We start from the raw sequence: 18,945 nt of genomic DNA on the forward strand, positions 1-18,945 counted from the left end.
CTGCGCTTGCTCTCTTGTGTATCATAGCTGGATACACTTCAACAGCCTGGGCACACTCATTAGGCTGTTAATTACCTAAGCGTTGACTGTGCTAAGCACACAAGGAGGGGATTGTGATTAAAGTTGGTATTGTGGGCGGCACCGGCTACACCGGCGTAGAACTTCTCAGGCTACTGGCCCAGCATCCCCAAGTAAGCGTAGAAGCCATCACCTCGCGCTCTGAAGCGGGCGTGAAAGTATGCGACATGTACCCTAATTTACGCGGCCACTACGACACACTGGCATTTAGCGAGCCTGATGCTAAAGCGCTCGGCGCAATGGATGCGGTGTTTTTTGCCACGCCCCATGGCGTTGCCCACGCGCTTGCAGGAGAGCTGCTGGCAAACGGCACCCGCGTCATCGACCTCTCTGCCGATTTCCGTCTACGCGATGCCGACGAGTGGAGCCGTTGGTACGACCAGCCCCACGGCGCGCCGGAACTGCTGGAAGAAGCCGTTTACGGCCTGCCCGAAATGCATCGCGAAAAGATCAAGACGGCACGCTTGATTGCTGTCCCCGGCTGCTACCCCACTGCCGTTCAACTAGGCTACCTGCCGCTGTTAGAAGCTGGCTTGATTGATCCGAGCCAGCTGATTGCCGACTGTAAATCCGGTGTGACCGGTGCTGGCCGCGGCGCTAAGGTCGCCTCGCTGCTCGCCGAGGCCAGTGAATCCATGAAAGCCTACGGCGCAGGCGGCCATCGCCACCTGCCAGAAATTCGTCAAGGCTTGGGCGATATGCAGCCCAACCCAGTGGGGTTGACCTTTGTTCCCCATCTAACGCCTATGATTCGCGGCATTCACGCCACGCTTTACAGCACGCTGACCGCCGAGCCAGAAGATCTACAGGCGCTCTTTGAGCAGCGCTACGCCAACGAGCCGTTTGTTGATGTGATGCCCGCAGGCAGCCACCCGGAAACCCGCAGTGTCAAAGGCAACAATACCTGCCGCATCGCGGTCCACCGCCCGGGTAACGGCAATACGGTTGTAGTGCTCTCGGTCATTGATAACCTGGTGAAGGGCGCTTCTGGGCAAGCCATTCAAAACCTTAACTTGATGTTCGGTTTTGATGAACACATGGGGCTCAACGCCCCCGCGCTGATGCCTTAACGTTTGAGGAATTCCCAGCAATAGTTGACCAATTTGCTGGGAATTACCCATAATCACCCTCCATTGCGGATTATTCGTTCTTAAAGCTCGCGGGAGGTACCCATGAGCGGTGCAGAAGCTTTTGTTCCAACCCCCCTATTACTCTCAGACAGCGCACGCAAACGTATCAAAGCGTTAATGGCTGAAGAGAGTAACCCTGCGCTAAAACTGCGCGTGTACGTAACCGGTGGCGGCTGTTCAGGTTTTCAATACGGGTTTGACTTCGCGGACAGCGTTGCCGAAGACGACACGCTGATTGAATTTGGCGACGCTACGCTGGTCGTTGACCCGCTCTCTTACCAGTACTTAGTGGGCTCCACGGTGGATTATGAAGAGGGCTTAGCAGGGGCGCGTTTTCGTGTCCAAAACCCAAATGCCACCACGACTTGCGGGTGCGGTGCCTCATTTATGGTGTGACCAACGTTGGTAACAACTCCTCCCCGTGACTTGACGCCTTGGCGGTTTCTCGCCAAGGTTGAAAGGTCAATAACGGTTGCATCGCCAATTTATAAGAAAAAAAATTCTGTAAATAGCGCGGCAAACCACATAAAACATGGGGAAACTAATGAAGCACCTATTCACTACCTCTGCTATTGCGACCGCCATCACACTGGGCTTGGGCAGTACCACCGCGTTTGCACAAACGCCGTCTGTTAATGTGGCCACTGACCCAAGCTTTGTGCCCTTTGAGATGCTCGACCCCGAGACCGGTGAAATGATCGGTTTCGATATGGACATCATCAACGAAGTTGCCAAGCGTGCTGGCTTTGAAGTCAATCTTACAACGATGGAATTTGCCGGCATTATTCCTGCCGTGCAAACCGGTAGCCAAGAGATTGCTATTGCCGGTACCACGATTACCGAAGAGCGTGCTCAGATCGTTGATTTCTCAGACCCCTACTACGATTCGGGTCTGCAGATTATTGTTCGCGCTGATAACGATGACATTGAAAGCATCGAAGACCTTGCAGGTCTCTCAGTTGCTACGCGCATTGGTTCCACCAGCTACGACTTCCTGCAAGAAGAGCTAGGTGACGACGCCGATATCACGCCTTACCCCGCCATGAGCGATATGTACATGGCACTGCTGGGCCGCAACGTCGATGCAGTGTTCTACGATGCCCCTAACGTCTCCTACTTCGCACAAACCCGCGGTGAAGGACGCACAAAAGTAGTTGGCCCCCTCTATGAAGGCCAACAGTACGGTATCGTTTTCCACAAAGGCAGCCAGTGGGTAGAGCCTACCAACGAAGCTCTTGCCGCCATGAGAGAAGACGGCACCTACGACGAAATCTATGAAAAATGGTTTGGCGAAGCACCCAGCGAAGAGTGATTTAACGATTAACTAAACAAGTAAACCTTGATCAGGGCCGGGCGGCCTAGCCCCCGGCCCTGCTTTGTTTCTCATTATTTTGACTCGGGAGTATATGCGTGGACGTCAATTTTCAGTTTGACTGGTCGGCAGCGTTTGGGTCTATTCCCTATCTGTTACCGGGTATTCCCTGGACGCTGCTTATCTCGTTTGGTGGCCTTGCCTTCGGTTTTTTTATCGGCATTTTCTTTGGCCTGTTACGTATCAGCCGCGTGCCGTTGTTGCGATGGTTAGCGATTTTCTATATTGAAGTGTTTCGTGGCACCCCCATTCTGGTTCAAGTGCTGTTCATTTTTTATGGGTTACCACAGCTATTGGGTAGTCCTATTAATGCCTTGGTCGCCGGTATTGCCGCGATTGCCGTTAACTCAGGGGCTTATATCTCTGAAATTGTTCGTGGTGGCGTTCAGTCTATCGAGCGAGGTCAGCGGGAAGCTTCTTTATCACTGGGTCTCTCACGCCCCCAAGCGTTTCGTTATGTCATTTGGCCTCAAGCCTTTCGCCGCATGATTCCTTCGCTGGGCAACCAGGGCATTATCAGTATTAAAGACACCTCGCTGTTCTCAGTGATTGGCGTTGGCGAACTGGTTCGTCAGGGACAAATTTATATCTCCACCACGTTCACCGCCCTTGAGGTCTACTTCATGGTGGCGCTGATGTATCTGGCCATCACCTGGACACTGTCAATCTTACTGCGTCAGCTTGAGCGCAGAGGCCTGGTCGGACAATAAGGACACGCGCAATGAACGATGCAATCAAGAACGACGCGATCAAGAACGACACAGCGCAACCCATTGTGCGTATGCAAAAGCTGAATAAGCACTTTGGCAGTCTTCATGTACTTAACGGCATTGATTTAGAAATTATCCCCGGCGAAGTGGTGGTGATTATCGGTGCCAGCGGCTCGGGGAAATCCACCCTAATTCGCTGCATTAATGGGTTGGAAGAGTTCCAGTCAGGCACATTGGTGGTCGACAACAATGAGCTACTACCGCTGGGCAAGAGCACCAAAGCGCTGCAAACCATCCGCACCGAAGTGGGCATGGTGTTTCAGCAGTTCAATCTGTTCCCCCATCTTAGCGTGCTCGATAACGTCACTCTCGCCCCGATGAAAGTGCGTGGCTGGAGCCGCCAGGATGCCGAAGAGACCGCTAAGCGACTGCTTGATCGCGTAGGCATTGCCGACCAAGCAAATAAGTACCCAAGCCAGCTCTCCGGCGGCCAGCAGCAGCGTGTGGCGCTGGCCCGTGCGCTGGCCATGGAGCCGCGCCTCATGCTGTTTGACGAGCCAACGTCAGCCCTTGACCCCGAGATGATTGGTGAAGTGCTAGACGCCATGCGGGAGCTTGCCAAAGAGGGCATGACCATGGTGATTGTTACCCACGAGATGGGCTTTGCCCGAGAAGTGGCTGACCGCATCATCTTTATCCATAAAGGCGAAATTGCCGAACAAGGGCCACCCGAGCAGCTGTTTGATGCCCCTCAACACGAACGCACCCAATCGTTTTTGGCACGGGTATTGAAGCACTAAACCACGCTAAATAACGGTTTCACACGGCGCGTTTAACGCCAATAACGCCACCTAAAATGGCCTGTCTTCATGACAGGCCATTTTTTTTGCCTGTGGATACTATTTTTTACAACGTTCTCTCACCTCCGCTACACCCCCCGCCATGAGCGCTTTTAAACGTGTCAACGCGCTCCTATGGAGGTTGTTCACAGGTGCGGTAACAAGCCAGGTATCCAGCGGTGGATAACCCGTTGCTAGCCAGCGCTGTGGGTAAGTCGTATTTTCATCCACAGCTTCAACACCGCTTCTACGCAGGCACTCCGTTGCTTAATCACCTAAAGGTCAACAATGTAAAATGTTGATAAAAATAACGTTAATAGACTTATCAACAGATTTTGTCCACACCAGTAGTTACTACATCAACAGAACTTCTCTTATTTATTTTTATTTTGTTATTAATAAAGACAGAACCCCTCAGTTGGGGTGTGGAAAAACCTGACGGTTACCCACAGGAGGTTTATACTGGCGGGCTTATTCCGTCAGCGCTGACATGCTGACCACATCATCCGTGCCAACAGGCACAAGACGAGGTGTCTCTTGAACTACCCCGACCGCTTTGACGTGATTGTCATCGGCGGTGGCCATGCGGGAACTGAAGCCGCACTGGCCTCTGCTCGTATGGGCTGTCAAACCCTATTGCTAACTCACAACATCGAGACGCTTGGCCAAATGTCGTGCAATCCCGCCATTGGCGGCATCGGCAAGAGCCATTTGGTGAAAGAAATTGATGCGCTCGGCGGTGCAATGGGGTTAGCGACGGACTTAGGTGGCATCCAGTTTCGTGTGCTCAACGCACGTAAAGGGCCAGCGGTACGCGCAACCCGTGCCCAGGCCGACCGCATTCGCTACAAAGCCGCCATACGCGGTATGTTGGAAAACCAGCCGAACCTGACGATTTTTCAGCAGGCGGCAGGTGATCTCATTGTGGATAACCACACCGTGCGCGGTGTCGTGACCGAAACCGGCATTCGCTTTCATGCGGAATCTGTCGTGCTCTCAACGGGTACCTTCCTGGGCGGTGTTATCCACATTGGGTTGGATCAAAGCCGAGGAGGCCGCGCGGGTGATCCGCCCTCCAACGCGCTAGCCGAACGACTGCGTGCGTTGCCGTTTCACGTTGACCGACTCAAAACCGGCACGCCGCCGCGTATCGATGCCAAAACCGTCGATTTTTCGCAGCTGGAAGAGCAGCCAGGCGATACGCCAACGCCGGTAATGTCTTACCTTGGCTCGCGGGAAATGCACCCCCAGCAGGTGAGCTGCCATATCGCGCACACCAACGAGCGCACCCACGAGATTATTCTGGGTAATTTGGATCGCTCGCCGATGTACTCTGGCGTCATTGAAGGCATCGGCCCGCGCTACTGCCCGTCGATTGAAGACAAAGTGCACCGCTTTGCCGATAAATCGAGCCATCAGGTGTTCATCGAGCCAGAAGGCCTGGATACCCACGAGCTCTATCCCAACGGCATCTCGACTTCGCTGCCGTTTGATGTGCAGCTGCAGGTGGTGCGCTCGATCAAAGGGTTAGAAAACGCGCACATTACGCGTCCTGGCTATGCCATTGAGTACGATTTCTTTGATCCGCGGGATTTGAAACACTCGCTGGAAACCAAATTTATCCACAACCTGTTTTTTGCCGGACAAATCAACGGCACAACCGGTTATGAAGAAGCGGGTGCGCAAGGGCTACTGGCGGGCCTGAACGCCGCACGTCGCGCTAAACAGCTTGAAGCGTGGTACCCCCGCCGTGATGAAGCCTACCTAGGCGTTTTGGTAGACGATTTAATCACCATGGGCACCAAAGAGCCCTACCGCATGTTCACCTCACGGGCGGAATATCGTCTGCTGCTGCGTGAAGATAATGCCGATCTGCGCCTGACCGAAAAAGGCCGCGAGCTGGGCTTGGTAGACGACACGCGCTGGGCTGCGTTTAGCCAAAAGCGCGAAGCTATCGAGCGGGAAACCGCACGCTTGACCACCGCTTGGGTGCAGCCTAATAGTCCTGCCGCAGAAAAAATTGCTGAAAAAACCGGCAGGCCGCTACCCCGTGAGTACTGCTTAAGCGATTTGCTGAAACGCCCTGAGCTGACGTATGCCGATATTACCTCGCTTCCCGGTATGGAAAACGGTGACGTACACGACGAAGCCGTGGCCGAACAGGTGCAAATTCAAGCTAAATATCAGGGCTATATTGATCGCCAGCAGGATGAGATCGATAAGCTTAAGCGTCATGAAGCCACGCCGCTGCCTGCGGAGCTGGATTACCACCGGGTGGAAGGCCTCTCCAATGAGATTCGCCAAAAACTCAGCGACACTCGCCCAGAGACCCTTGCACAGGCCGCCAGGATTTCTGGGGTAACGCCCGCAGCCATATCGATTCTGCTTGTGCATCTGAAAAAACGTCGTCTGATCACCAACGCCGAGGTGGCCAACGGATGAGTCGACTCCAGCCGCTGGTCAACAGCTTACCCAATGGCGTTGCACCACGACTTGATCAAGGCCTATCAGCGCTGGGGGTTACCATCAGCGCTGAACAGAGAGAACAACTGCTGGGTTTACTGGCGCTGTTGCACAAGTGGAACCGGGCTTATAACCTCACCGCAGTGCGTGATGTTGAAGAAATGGTCTCGCGTCATGTGTTGGATAGCGCTGCCGTTGCTCCCTACGTTCACGGCCCAACGCTTCTGGATGTAGGGGCAGGGCCTGGGTTACCAGGCTTGGTACTCGCGATTATGAAGCCTGAGCTTCAGGTGACGCTGCTAGACAGTAATGGCAAGAAAGTCCGCTTTCAGCGCCAAGCTGTGATGGAGCTAGCGCTTACTAACGTGACGCCTACCCAAGCACGGGTAGAGCAGTTCGCGGGGCAGCACTTTGATCAAGTCATCTCGCGGGCATTTGCTAGCCTAGTTGACTTCGTCACGTTGACCCGCCCTTTACCGGCCACTAACGGCCAGTGGCTGGCAATGAAAGGCCCCGGTGCTGATGATGAGCTGCGTGACCTGCCTGAAGGCATTGAACTCAGCGAGCGCCACCTGTTGAATGTACCCTTTGAAACGGCCGAGCGGCAGCTGTTGATCCTGACCCCAAAAGGAGTTGAGTAGTGAGCCAGATCATTGCCCTGACCAACCAAAAAGGCGGCGTGGGCAAGACCACTTCAGCCGTTAACCTGGCCGCCAGCCTAGCTGCTCTTGATCGCCGCGTACTGCTGGTGGACTTGGATCCACAGGGCCATGCCAGCATGGGCAGTGGTATCGATAAATACGATCTTGATAAAAGCGTGCTTGATGTATTGCTAGGCGAAGCCACGGCAAGTGACGTGATCATTCGAGGTCTGCCGGTTCACTATGATGTCTTGCCTGGTAACGGTGACCTGACCGCCGCGGAAGTCGAATTACTGGATAGCGACCAGCGCCAAAGCCGCCTGTCGCTGGCGCTGGCCAGCGTCGCCAATGAATACGATGTGGTGCTGATCGACTGCCCGCCGTCGCTGAACATGCTGACGGTGAACGCGCTTACCGCTGCCCACGGCGTGCTGATTCCACTGCAGTGTGAGTTCTACGCCCTAGAGGGGCTCTCGGCGCTGTTGGATACCGTAGAGCAGATCAAACAGAGTGTTAACCCTGAACTGGCGGTCTCTGGCATTCTGCGCACCATGTACGATAAGCGCACCAGCCTTACCCGTGAGGTCGATAAGCAGTTACGCGACTTTTTCGGTGATGCGCTGCTAAAAACGACGATTCCGCGTAACGTTAAGGTTGCGGAGGCACCAAGTCATGGTATTCCAGTAACTCAATATGCGCGTTTTTCGCGAGGCAGCCAGGCTTACCGTGTGCTGGCCAAAGAGATGATTCGACGGCTGTCGTTGTAAACGTTAAAAGTACGAGGGAAAGCGAATGACGCGTAAACGCGCGCTAGGACGTGGCCTGGATGCCCTGATTGGTGCGGGCGCACGTCGTCGTGACAGTTTGGACCTGACCGGTGGTGCATCGCTTGAGAGCGCTGACACCCCGGTGACAGACGTGGCTACACATGACGCCACGGCTGAACGTTTGGAGCGTCTGCCGCTGGGGCAACTGACGCGTGGAAAGTATCAGCCGCGTCGAGATATCCAGCCCGAAGCCCTTGAAGAGCTTGCTGACTCTATCCGTGCCCAAGGCGTTATGCAGCCCATCGTCGTACGCCCGGTAGGCAAAGATCGCTATGAAATCATTGCCGGTGAACGCCGCTGGCGTGCTGCTCAACTGGCAGAGTTAGACGTCATTCCGGCGGTGATACGCCATGTGAGCGATGAAGTCGCCCTCGCGCTGGCGCTGATTGAGAATATTCAGCGGGAGAACCTCAACGCGATTGAAGAAGCGATTGCGCTGAAGCGCTTGGGCGATGAATTTGAACTCACCCAGCAACAGATTGCTGATGCAGTGGGCAAGTCTCGTACTCAGGTCGCTAACTTACTTCGATTGTTAGCCCTCGACCCAGAGGTACAAACCCTACTGGAGCGGGGCGATTTAGATATGGGGCACGCGCGAGCGCTGCTCTCGTTAACGAGTGCTCAACAGCGCCAGGTCGCCCACGAAGTGGTCAATAAAGACCTTACTGTGCGCGATACTGAAGCGCTGGTGAAAAGGGTGCAAACCAACCAAGCACCTGTGCCTTCTGCTAAGCAGGCGGCCAAAACACCGGATGTGGCACGTTTAGAAACCCATTTGGGTGAGCTCTTAGGGGCACCGGTTTCGATTGATCATGGCCAAAAAGGTAAAGGCCGTGTCACCATCCGTTATACAAGTCTTGAAGAGTTAGATGGAATTCTTGCACACATTAAATAGCAGGCTAATGAAAGATGCGCCCTTTTTTTAACCCTTTGGTCGCAAGTCGGCGCTGAAACGCGCGAATTCCGTGCAACTTCGGTTGAAGGTGTGATAGCGCTTCCCTATAATCCGCCGTGTTTGCCATAAAGATGCCTGCAGCAAAAGGTGAAGGACATTCTAGCGACAAGCGGTAGTTCAGCAGCATGGAGTGGTAGTTGAAATGACGAATGTATCAACTGCCCAGCGGCGCTCGCTAGACTTCAGCAGGCTCTTTAAGGCTCAGCTAGCCGCAACGGCGGCTATCATGGCACTAGCAGGTGCTATGTCTGGAGCTGAAGCGGTGTGGTCGGCATTAATGGGAGGAGGGGTTAGCTTAGCCCCCGGCATCTACTTTGTGTGGCGCGGTACGCGGCGTTCACCCCAGCCACAGCGCAACGTATTAAATTTATATCAAGCAGCAATGGGTAAGTTTGGTTTGACGGTGGCACTGTTCGCCTTGGTGTTTGCTCTAGTGCCTCCTTCAAACCCAGCTTTTTTCTTTGTCGCCTATGTGGTGGCCCAACTCATGTACTGGCTGACTCCTTGGCTTGTGCGCGAGCGGTCAACCCCTAACACCTGAGGAAGCAGTATGGCAGCGGATAATGAAGTATCGGCCATCTATTACATACAGCACCACCTTCAGAATCTTACATTTGGTAAGCATCCGGAAAATGGCTGGTCGCTTGCGTCCACCTCTACCGAAGCCACCGAAATGGGATTTTGGGCTATCCACCTAGATACCATGGGGTGGTCCATCGGAATGGGCGCACTGTTTTTATGGCTATTTCATAAAGCAGGGAAGGCCGCTACGACGGGTGTACCCAGCGGATTGCAAAATGCAGTAGAAATGGTCATTGAGTTCGTCGAAAATCTGACGCGCTCAACGTTCCACGGCCACAATAAGCACATCGGCCCGATTGCTCTCACGCTATTCATGTGGATTTTGCTGATGAATAGTTTGAAGATCATCCCGGTGGACTACTTCCCCGTGCTGTTCAACAAGCTTGGCTTGGAGTACATGAAAATTGTACCCACCACGGATGTGAACGCGACGCTGGGTATGGCCTTTGGCGTTTTCTTAATGATTCTGTATTACAGCATCAAAGTGAAGGGAGCGGGCGGCTTCGCCAAGGAGCTTTCGCTTACGCCGTTCAACCACTGGTCGTTGATTCCCTTCAACCTTGTTCTTGAGACAGTGGGCCTGATTGTTAAGCCTATCAGTCTAGGTCTGCGTCTGTTCGGCAACATGTTTGCCGGTGAAGTCATCTTTATCCTGATTGCCCTTCTGCCGTTTTGGGCGATCTGGCTACTGGATGTGCCATGGGCCATCTTCCACATTTTGGTGGTTTCGTTGCAGGCCTTTATCTTTACGACGCTGTCGGTCGTATACCTGAGCGCCGCACACGAGCATCACTAATCAAGAGCAACGCTTTGCATAATACCCTTAACCTAAACCCTTGAAATTAACGCACTATCAGGAGCTTCATCATGGAAATCGTCTACATTGCTGCCGCCATCATCATCAGTGTTAGCGCCCTGGCAACTGGCCTTGGCTTCGCTATGCTGGGTGGTAAACTGCTCGAGTCTACCGCTCGTCAGCCGGAACTGGGCGACCAGCTGCAAACCAAAACCTTCATCATGGCCGGTCTGCTTGACGCCGTTCCGATGATCGGTGTTGGTATCGCGATGTACCTGATCTTCGTTGTTGCCGGTTAATGATGTTTTAGCCGAGCGGCGAGTCCGCTCGGCTTTATATCACTCCGGTCGCCACGAACTTGTCAGAGGTACATCCCTGTGAATATCAACATGACGCTTATCGGGCAAACGATCGCCTTCGCGATCTTTGTCTGGTTTTGCATAAAGTATGTGTGGCCTCCGATCAGCAACGCGCTTCACGAGCGTCAAAAGAAAATTGCTGATGGCTTAGATGCAGCCAGCCGTGCTACCCGTGATCTTGAGCTGGCTCAAGAACGCGCTGAGCAGACACTGCGTGAAAGCAAGGAACAGGCTTCCCAAATTCTCGAGCAGGCCAATAAGCGGTCTAACCAGATGATCGAAGAGGCTCGCGAACAAGCGCGCGCTGAAGGCGAACGTCTAGTGGCAAACGCTAAAGCTGAGATTGAGCAAGAAGTAAATCGTGCTAAAGATGAGCTTCGCGCCCAAGTTTCTCACCTAGCGATTGTGGGTGCTGAACGAGTTCTTGAAGCCTCTGTTGACGAGAAAGCGCACCGCGACTTGCTTGATAAGCTTGCCGCTGAACTGTAAGGAGGTGACTCATGGCGGAACAAACAACCGTCGCTCGTCCTTACGCCAAAGCGGCGTTTGAATACGCGCGCGATCATCAGGCTCTCGACGCTTGGTCACAAGCGCTGGCAATGGTAAGCGCGATTGTAAAAGATCGCCAAGTTACTGGCCTGTTAGGTAGCCCCAAACTCAGCAGCGAACAAAAAGCAAACCTGTTAGTAGAGATGCTTTCAGATAACGCAGATGATGCGTTTAAACGCTTTTTGACAACGCTAGCTGATCAGCGCCGTTTAACGGCGTTGGCAGCTGTTGCTGATCAGTTTGAACACCTTCGTGCAGAGTATGAGCAGCGTATCGACGTCACTGTGGTTTCAGCGTACAAGCTGGACAGCAAGCAGCAGACCAAGCTAGCAAACGCGCTCAAGAAACGTCTGAATCGCGAAATCTCCATTACTACTCAGGTGGACAAGACGCTGATTGGCGGTGTCATCCTGCGTGCCGGCGATACCGTCATTGACGGTTCGGTGCGTGGTCGATTGAACCGACTTTCCGAAGCGCTGACCGCTTGAGTCTGAGGGACATGGCATGCAGCAACTGAATCCTTCCGAGATCAGCGACATCATCAAGCAGCGAATTGAGAAGCTTGACGTCGCATCCGAAGCCCGTAATCAGGGCACCATCGTCAGCGTTTCCGACGGTATCGTGAAAATTCACGGCCTCGAAGACGCGATGTTTGGTGAAATGATTGAATTCCCCAACAGCATCTTTGGCATGGTACTGAACCTGGAGCGTGACTCCGTAGGTGCCGTTGTCCTGGGTGACTACCTGCAGCTTGAAGAAGGCATGACCGCTCAGTGTACCGGTCGCATTCTTGAAGTTCCGGTAGGCCCTGAGCTGATTGGTCGCGTTGTCGATGCGCTGGGTAACCCCATCGACGGCAAAGGCGAGATCAACGCTAAACTGACCGACGCGGTAGAAAAAGTAGCACCTGGCGTTATTACCCGTCAGTCCGTTGACGAGCCGATCCAAACCGGTCTGAAATCTATCGATGCCATGGTGCCAATCGGTCGTGGTCAGCGTGAGCTGATCATCGGTGACCGTCAGATTGGTAAATCTGCCATTGCTATCGATGCGATCATCAACCAGAAAGGCAAAGGCGTTACCTGTGTCTACGTAGCAATCGGTCAGAAGCAATCGACCATTGCTAACGTCGTTCGCAAGCTCGAAGAGCACGGCGCGCTGGATCACACGATCATCGTCGCTGCAGGCGCTGCCGACCCGGCACCGATGCAGTTCTTAGCCGCTTACTCTGGCTGCACCATGGGCGAGTACTTCCGTGACCGTGGTGAAGACGCACTGATCGTGTATGACGATCTTTCCAAGCAGGCCGTTGCCTACCGTCAGGTATCGCTGCTGCTGCGTCGTCCGCCGGGCCGTGAAGCTTACCCGGGTGACGTGTTCTATCTCCACTCGCGTCTGCTGGAGCGCGCTGCGCGCGTTAACGCTGACTACGTTGAGAAGTTCACCAACGGCGAAGTGAAAGGCAAAACCGGTTCCTTGACCGCACTGCCAATCATCGAAACACAAGGTGGTGACGTATCGGCGTTTGTTCCGACCAACGTTATCTCCATCACCGATGGTCAGATCTTCCTGGAAACCAACCTGTTTAACTCCGGTATTCGTCCGGCGATTAACGCAGGTCTCTCGGTTTCTCGTGTAGGTGGTGCTGCGCAGACTAAAATCATCAAGAAGCTGGGTGGCGGTGTTCGTCTGGCCCTGGCTCAGTACCGTGAACTGGCGGCGTTCTCGCAGTTTGCCTCTGACCTTGATGAAGCGACGCGTAAGCAGCTTGAGCACGGTCAACGCGTTACCGAACTGATGAAGCAGAAGCAGTACTCGCCGATGTCAGTTGCAGAAATGGCGCTGTCTCTGTACGCCGCTAACGAAGGTCACCTGGATGACGTGGGCGTCGACAAGGTGCTGGACTTCGAACGTGCTTTGCACGATTACATGAAGTCTGAGCACAGCGAACTGCTCAATAAGATCAACCAGACCGGCGACTACAACGGCGAGATTCAGGACGGCTTGAAGTCAGGTCTCGAGAAGTTCAAGGCGACTCAGAGCTGGTAATGTTCGGCCCGCCTGCGGGCGGGCTTGCATGCTTTCTGAGAGCCACGAACGAAGGGTAGATCGCTATGGCAGCTGCAAAAGAGATACGCACCCAGATCGGGAGCATTAAAAATACGCAGAAGATTACCAGTGCCATGGAAATGGTAGCTGCATCGAAAATGCGTAAAGCGCAAGATCTGATGAAGGCTGGCCAGCCGTACGCCAAGCAGATTCGTAACGTGGTAGGCCACATCGCTGACGCAAACCCCGAGTACAAGCACGACTATATGGTTGAGCGTAACGAGGTGAAGCGCGTTGGTTATATTGTGGTTTCCACTGATCGTGGTCTGTGTGGTGGCTTAAACGTCAACCTGTTTAAGGCAGTGGTGAAAGACGCCGTTGCCTGGAAGCAGCAAGACGCTGAGCTAGACTTCTGCGCCCTTGGCTCGAAAGCGGGTGCTTTCTTCCGCAATTACGGCGGCAACTTGATTGCTGCAAAAAGCGGATTAGGAGAGTCACCCACCGTCGAGGGTCTGATCGGTAGTGTCAAGGTCATGCTTGAAGCGTATGACGAAGGACGCCTGGATCGCCTGTACGTGGTGTATAACGAGTTTGTGAACACCATGACGCAGCGGCCCGTTGTGCGTCAGCTTCTTCCTCTGTCGTCCGATATGGGCGCAGACGCTAAGCGTGACGAAGAAAACGCCCGTCCCGGAAGCTGGGACTACCTGTATGAACCGGATGCCAAGGCGTTGCTAGACAGCCTGTTGGTTCGATTCATCGAATCGCAGGTGTATCAGGCGGTAGTCGAAAACGGCGCGTGCGAACAGGCCGCCCGTATGATCGCTATGAAGAGTGCCACTGATAACGCGGGCAACCTGATCGACGATCTGGAGATGGTTTACAACAAGGCCCGTCAGGCCGCCATCACCCAGGAAATTTCCGAGATCGTCGGCGGCGCTTCTGCCGTATAACGCCTAGGGAGCTTGCCATGACTGAGCTCGCTCCCGGCAGACAGGTTTCATTTGCAGGTTTTTGAGAGGAACCAAGATGAGCGGACGTATCGTACAAATCATCGGCGCGGTGATTGACGTAGAGTTTCCGCGGGACTCTGTGCCCAAGGTCTACGACGCGCTGAAGGTCTCCGATGTTGAGACCATCCTCGAAGTCCAGCAGCAGCTGGGCGACGGCGTGGTGCGCACCATTGCCATGGGCTCCACTGAGGGCTTAAAGCGTGGCTTGGACGTGACCAACACAGGTACCGCGATTTCCGTACCGGTAGGTAAGGAAACGCTGGGTCGCATCATGAACGTGCTCGGCGAGCCGATTGATGAAGCAGGCCCGATCGGCGAGCAAGAGCGCATGCCGATCCACCGTAAAGCACCGAGCTATGCCGACCAGGCAGCCTCTAACGAGCTGCTGGAAACCGGTATTAAGGTTATCGATCTGGTTTGCCCCTTCGCGAAAGGCGGTAAAGTCGGTCTGTTCGGCGGTGCGGGTGTAGGTAAAACCGTTAACATGATGGAGCTTATCCGCAACATCGCCACCGAACACAGCGGCTACTCTGTATTCGCCGGTGTAGGTGAGCGTACGCGTGAGGGTAACGACTTCTATCACGAAATGACCGAATCCAACGTTATCGACAAGGTAGCGCTGGTCTATGGTCAGATGAACGAGCCGCCCGGCAACCGTCTGCGCGTGGCGCTGACCGGTCTAACCATCGCTGAGAAATTCCGTGATGAAGGCCGTGACGTTCTGCTGTTCGTTGATAACATCTACCGTTACACCCTAGCCGGTACCGAAGTATCTGCTCTGCTGGGTCGTATGCCGTCTGCGGTAGGTTATCAGCCGACCCTGGCTGAAGAGATGGGCGTTCTGCAGGAACGTATCACCTCCACGAAAACCGGTTCTATCACCTCCGTACAGGCCGTTTACGTCCCTGCGGATGACTTGACCGACCCGTCGCCAGCCACCACCTTCTCCCACCTTGATGCGACCGTAGTACTGGCGCGTTCAATCGCTGAGCTGGGTATCTACCCCGCGATTGACCCGCTGGACTCTACCTCGCGTCAGTTGGATCCGCTGGTGGTAGGTGAAGAGCACTATGATGTTGCTCGTGGCGTTCAGAACGTTCTGCAGCGTTATAAGGAACTGAAGGACATTATCGCGATTCTGGGTATGGACGAACTGTCTGATGAAGACAAGCTGGCCGTATCTCGTGCGCGTAAAATCCAGCGTTTCCTATCGCAGCCGTTCTTCGTGGCCGAGGTATTCACTGGTTCGCCCGGTAAATACGTGTCGCTGAAAGACACCATCCGTGGCTTCCAGGGCATCCTCGCGGGTGAGTATGACGATCTGCCGGAACAGGCCTTCTACATGGTCGGCTCCATCGACGAAGCTGTCGAAAAAGCCAACCAGATGAAGAAGTAATCCCGTCCATTAGGGGGATTCGCTATGGCGAATAGCTTCACTTGCAATATCGTCAGCGCAGAAGCATCTATCTTCTCAGGTAAAGTTGAGCAGGTAATTGCTTCCGGGATGATGGGTGACCTCGGCATTTTGCCGGGGCACGCCCCTCTGCTGACCGAGCTTCAGCCGGGCCCGATCCGCGTGATCCACGATGATGGCAAGGAAGAGAACTTCTTTGTCTCTGGTGGCTTCATGGAAGTGCAGCCAGATGTTGTGACGATCCTGGCAGATGCTGCGGCTCGTGCGGGCGACCTTGATGAGGCCGCCGCCGAAGAAGCACGTCAGCAGGCGCTGAAAGCCTTTAATGAGAAGTCAGCGGAGCTGGATTATACCCGCGCTGCCGCTGAACTTGCCGAAGCCGTTGCACAGCTGCGAACGATTCAGCAGCTGCGTAAAAAGGCGGGTAAAGGCTAACAACACGCGCTGCGTGAATAAAAACGCCCCTTGAACCCGTCGCAGGGTTTAAGGGGCGTTTTTTTTATCCGATAGTTATCTTATCTATGCGGTGAGTGGTATGGCGCTTGGCTGCGCACAAGGAGATGGCGATGTCACTAAACGAAGAAGCCCTGCAAGCCTTAAAAAACGAACTGCTTGAAGAGCTTACCCAAGAAGCGCCGAATAAAACACAGCTCGCTGAGCGTCTGGCGGAACTTCGCTCGGCCGATATTGGCGACGTGTTGGAAGAGCTAATCGAGGAGGACAATGCGCTGTCGGCAGCGCTTGCCGTGCTCGCTATTCTCTCTGCTGAGCGAGCGGCCAACGTGCTGGGCTACTTGCCTAAAGAGAGTCAGCTTGAGGTGGTGGGAGAGTTATCCGATAGCCAAGTGCTCAAGCTGCTCGAAGAGATGGGCTCGGATGAGCGGGCGGACTTGTTCAACCTGCTAGGGGAGGATCGCCGCGAAGCGCTGCTGCGACGCATGGCGCATCAAGAGCGGGAAGACCTAAAGCGCCTTGCCAGTTACGAAGAAGGCACTGCCGGTGCCATCATGACCTCTGACTATGTGGCCATAGCCAGTGGCATGACGGTATCGCAGGCAATGATGCGCGTGCGTCAGACCGCCCCCGATGCAGAGACGGTTTACCAGTTGTATGTACTGGATAGTGATGGCCACCTGATTGGCACCATGTCGCTGCGTCAGTTGATGGTCGCGCGCCCTGGGGCGCTGGTAGATGACATCATGATTAAAGATGTGATTAAAACCCCCGTGGATAAAGCCCAGGAAGAGGTGGCGAGAATCGTGGCACGCTACGATTTGCTGGCGCTGCCCGTCATTGATGCGGATGGCCGAATGGTAGGGATCGTGACTCACGATGACGCCATGGACGTTGCTGAGTCGGAGGCCACCGAAGATATCCACAAAGGGATGTCCATCGGCCAGTTGGAAGATGGCGTCAGCCGGGTACCGCTGTGGAGCCTTTATCGCAAGCGGGTCTTCTGGCTGGTACTACTGGTGTTCGCCAACCTCTTTTCCGGGGCGGGCATTGCCTACTTTGAGGAGACCATTGCCGCTCAGGTCGCGCTAGTGTTCTTTTTGCCCTTACTGATTGGCAGCGGTGGCAACGCCGGGGCGCAGGCCGCCACGCTGATGGTGCGCGGCATGGCCACAGGCGATGTCGGCGTGAAAGACTGGAGTAAAATGTTGGGGCGTGAGTTGCTGGTGGCTGGCGCATTAGGGCTAACCATGGCGATTGCCGTGGCCCCGATAGGCATTTTCCGTGGCGGTGAAGAGGTTGCCATGATCGTGGCGCTAAGCATGGTCACGATTGTACTCTTTGGCAGCATGATCGGTATGTGTCTGCCGTTTGTGCTGGAGCGCTTTAAAGTGGATCCCGCTACAGCCTCTGCACCGCTGGTGACCACGATGATCGATGCCTCTGGGGTACTGATCTACTTCAGTATTGCCACTGCCATATTGGCAGGCGTTTAGGAGGGCTTAACGCATGGCGCTACTGGCCGCGCGAGTGATAAACATGACTTCCACATGGCCCAGCCACTCAATGTCACTGGCCAGCGCTTTTAGCTGGCTGGCGAGGCATTGAGGCGGCTGGTGAACCGCATCGCCGATAATCAGTGATACCGATACTTTGTCGTCCAAGTAGTGGAGCTGCAGCTCGTTGAGCGTGCGCCATACGGGGTGTCGGTACCAGCGCTCGTTAAGGGCTGCTTCCACTTCCGGGCGCAGTGGCAGGCCAGGCAGTCGGCTGGGGTCGCCTTCACCCGCATCATCCTCTGGGTCAACGTGGAAGATGACGTCGGTGAGCAGAGGAAACTCGTGGCGTAGACGGCGGCTCACTTCGTTACCGATTTCATGGGCCTCAGAAACGGTAATTTTAGGTCCCACCACCACATGCAAATCGACCATGACCCAACCGGCTGACTGTCGGGTACGTAGGTCGTGCACGCTATCAACGCCAGGAACGCTGCAGGCGACATCGTGCATTTGCTGCTGCACTTCTTCAGGTAATGCCGTATCGACCAGTTCGCGGGCAGATTCCCACAACAAATCTAACCCCACTTTACCGACTAGAAGACCCACAATAATCGCCGCCACCGCATCCAGCCAGCCCAAACCAAATTGCGCACCCACTAAGGCCACCAGCACGACGGCGGTGGAGAGTGCATCGCTGCGCGAGTGCCACGCGTTGGCTTCTAACAGTTTGGATTTCAATCGTTTTGCGACACGCATGGTGTAGCGAAAAATCCACTCTTTGCTAATCAGTGCCAGTATCGTGATGACGATCGCAAACGCACCAGGGGCACCCACTTCGGTGCCACTTAACAAGCGATCAACGCTTGACCATGCAATTCCCCCTGCCACGAAGATCAGTACGCTACCCAGTAACAGTGTGGTCAGGGTTTCGATTCGGCCATGGCCGTAGTGATGGTCGTTATCGGGTTCTTGGCGACCATAATGGATAGCGGCCAGGACAAAACCATCGGTGACCAGATCAGAGAGCGAGTGAATACCATCGGCAATTAGCGCGGCCGAACCGACAAAAAAGCCGACGGCCACTTTAATAACGCTCAGCAATCCGTCTAGCCAAGCGCCGATATAGGTCACGCGCTTAGCCTCTTGGCTATCGAGCTCGCGGTTGGGAACCACTGGCGTTTCTACGGTCTGAGTCATGAGGTACCTTGCAGGGACG

The 18,945-nt window shown here is 54.5% G+C and carries 20 protein-coding genes; 19 read left to right on the forward strand and 1 reads right to left on the reverse strand.

What is annotated here, in order from left to right; genetic code table 11:
- Positions 1 to 113 precede the first annotated feature (113 nt).
- The 19 genes from argC to mgtE all read left to right on the forward strand — a co-directional run bounded on the left by argC (position 114) and on the right by mgtE (position 17,726).
- Positions 114 to 1,148 carry an N-acetyl-gamma-glutamyl-phosphate reductase gene (argC, locus tag IEW65_RS10970; protein ID WP_188639535.1) on the forward strand — a complete coding sequence of 345 codons (1,035 nt, stop codon included), beginning with the start codon at positions 114 to 116 and terminating at the stop codon, positions 1,146 to 1,148.
- A 102-nt stretch (positions 1,149 to 1,250) separates the two neighbouring features.
- The gene (gene erpA, locus IEW65_RS10975; RefSeq protein WP_044628592.1) at positions 1,251 to 1,604 is read left to right on the forward strand and encodes an iron-sulfur cluster insertion protein ErpA; all 354 of its coding nucleotides are present in this window, start codon (positions 1,251 to 1,253) and stop codon (positions 1,602 to 1,604) included.
- Positions 1,605 to 1,752: 148 nt separating this feature from the next.
- A complete protein-coding gene (locus IEW65_RS10980; protein ID WP_188639536.1) occupies positions 1,753 to 2,520 on the forward strand; it encodes a transporter substrate-binding domain-containing protein in 768 nt (255 codons plus the stop codon).
- Between the two features lie 98 nt (positions 2,521 to 2,618).
- Complete coding sequence (locus tag IEW65_RS10985; protein ID WP_188639537.1) at positions 2,619 to 3,290, forward strand: amino acid ABC transporter permease; 672 nt, start codon at positions 2,619 to 2,621, stop codon at positions 3,288 to 3,290.
- An 11-nt stretch (positions 3,291 to 3,301) separates the two neighbouring features.
- Positions 3,302 to 4,090, forward strand: a complete 789-nt coding sequence (locus IEW65_RS10990) for an amino acid ABC transporter ATP-binding protein (RefSeq protein WP_308421460.1) — start codon at positions 3,302 to 3,304, stop codon at positions 4,088 to 4,090.
- A gap of 576 nt (positions 4,091 to 4,666) precedes the next feature.
- Entirely contained in the window at positions 4,667 to 6,571 is a 1,905-nt protein-coding gene (gene mnmG, locus IEW65_RS10995; RefSeq protein WP_188639538.1) for a tRNA uridine-5-carboxymethylaminomethyl(34) synthesis enzyme MnmG, read from the forward strand.
- Complete coding sequence (rsmG, locus tag IEW65_RS11000; RefSeq protein ID WP_188639539.1) at positions 6,568 to 7,233, forward strand: 16S rRNA (guanine(527)-N(7))-methyltransferase RsmG; 666 nt, start codon at positions 6,568 to 6,570, stop codon at positions 7,231 to 7,233. Before mnmG ends, rsmG begins: the two co-directional genes overlap by 4 nt.
- Complete coding sequence (locus IEW65_RS11005; RefSeq protein WP_188639540.1) at positions 7,233 to 8,000, forward strand: ParA family protein; 768 nt, start codon at positions 7,233 to 7,235, stop codon at positions 7,998 to 8,000. The genes rsmG and IEW65_RS11005 overlap by 1 nt, the downstream gene beginning before the upstream one ends.
- A gap of 25 nt (positions 8,001 to 8,025) precedes the next feature.
- Complete coding sequence (locus IEW65_RS11010) at positions 8,026 to 8,955, forward strand: ParB/RepB/Spo0J family partition protein (protein WP_188639541.1); 930 nt, start codon at positions 8,026 to 8,028, stop codon at positions 8,953 to 8,955.
- Positions 8,956 to 9,157: 202 nt separating this feature from the next.
- Positions 9,158 to 9,556, forward strand: coding sequence for an ATP synthase subunit I (locus tag IEW65_RS11015; RefSeq protein WP_188639542.1), 399 nt, complete (start codon positions 9,158 to 9,160; stop codon positions 9,554 to 9,556).
- 9 nt (positions 9,557 to 9,565) lie between these two features.
- Entirely contained in the window at positions 9,566 to 10,393 is an 828-nt protein-coding gene (gene atpB / locus IEW65_RS11020; protein WP_188639543.1) for a F0F1 ATP synthase subunit A, read from the forward strand.
- A gap of 71 nt (positions 10,394 to 10,464) precedes the next feature.
- Positions 10,465 to 10,692, forward strand: coding sequence for a F0F1 ATP synthase subunit C (atpE, locus tag IEW65_RS11025; protein WP_039179032.1), 228 nt, complete (start codon positions 10,465 to 10,467; stop codon positions 10,690 to 10,692).
- A 78-nt stretch (positions 10,693 to 10,770) separates the two neighbouring features.
- A complete protein-coding gene (locus IEW65_RS11030) occupies positions 10,771 to 11,241 on the forward strand; it encodes a F0F1 ATP synthase subunit B (protein ID WP_188639544.1) in 471 nt (156 codons plus the stop codon).
- A gap of 11 nt (positions 11,242 to 11,252) precedes the next feature.
- On the forward strand, positions 11,253 to 11,789 hold the full coding sequence (locus IEW65_RS11035) for a F0F1 ATP synthase subunit delta (protein WP_188639545.1): 537 nt from the start codon (positions 11,253 to 11,255) through the stop codon (positions 11,787 to 11,789).
- Positions 11,790 to 11,805: 16 nt separating this feature from the next.
- A complete protein-coding gene (gene atpA, locus IEW65_RS11040) occupies positions 11,806 to 13,350 on the forward strand; it encodes a F0F1 ATP synthase subunit alpha (protein ID WP_188639546.1) in 1,545 nt (514 codons plus the stop codon).
- Positions 13,351 to 13,415: 65 nt separating this feature from the next.
- Positions 13,416 to 14,303: a F0F1 ATP synthase subunit gamma gene (gene atpG / locus IEW65_RS11045; RefSeq protein WP_188639547.1), complete on the forward strand. Its 888-nt coding sequence runs from the start codon at positions 13,416 to 13,418 to the stop codon at positions 14,301 to 14,303.
- A 76-nt stretch (positions 14,304 to 14,379) separates the two neighbouring features.
- Positions 14,380 to 15,759, forward strand: a complete 1,380-nt coding sequence (gene atpD, locus IEW65_RS11050; protein WP_188639548.1) for a F0F1 ATP synthase subunit beta — start codon at positions 14,380 to 14,382, stop codon at positions 15,757 to 15,759.
- 24 nt (positions 15,760 to 15,783) lie between these two features.
- Complete coding sequence (locus IEW65_RS11055) at positions 15,784 to 16,212, forward strand: F0F1 ATP synthase subunit epsilon (protein WP_188639549.1); 429 nt, start codon at positions 15,784 to 15,786, stop codon at positions 16,210 to 16,212.
- Between the two features lie 131 nt (positions 16,213 to 16,343).
- A complete protein-coding gene (mgtE, locus tag IEW65_RS11060) occupies positions 16,344 to 17,726 on the forward strand; it encodes a magnesium transporter (protein WP_188639550.1) in 1,383 nt (460 codons plus the stop codon).
- A 6-nt stretch (positions 17,727 to 17,732) separates the two neighbouring features.
- Here mgtE and IEW65_RS11065 read toward each other — a convergent pair whose 3' ends face one another.
- On the reverse strand, positions 17,733 to 18,926 hold the full coding sequence (locus IEW65_RS11065; protein WP_188639551.1) for a cation diffusion facilitator family transporter: 1,194 nt from the start codon (positions 18,924 to 18,926) through the stop codon (positions 17,733 to 17,735).
- Positions 18,927 to 18,945: the final 19 nt, after the last annotated feature.

The organism is Vreelandella lutescens (assembly GCF_014640815.1).
Taxonomy (GTDB): domain Bacteria; phylum Pseudomonadota; class Gammaproteobacteria; order Pseudomonadales; family Halomonadaceae; genus Vreelandella; species Vreelandella lutescens.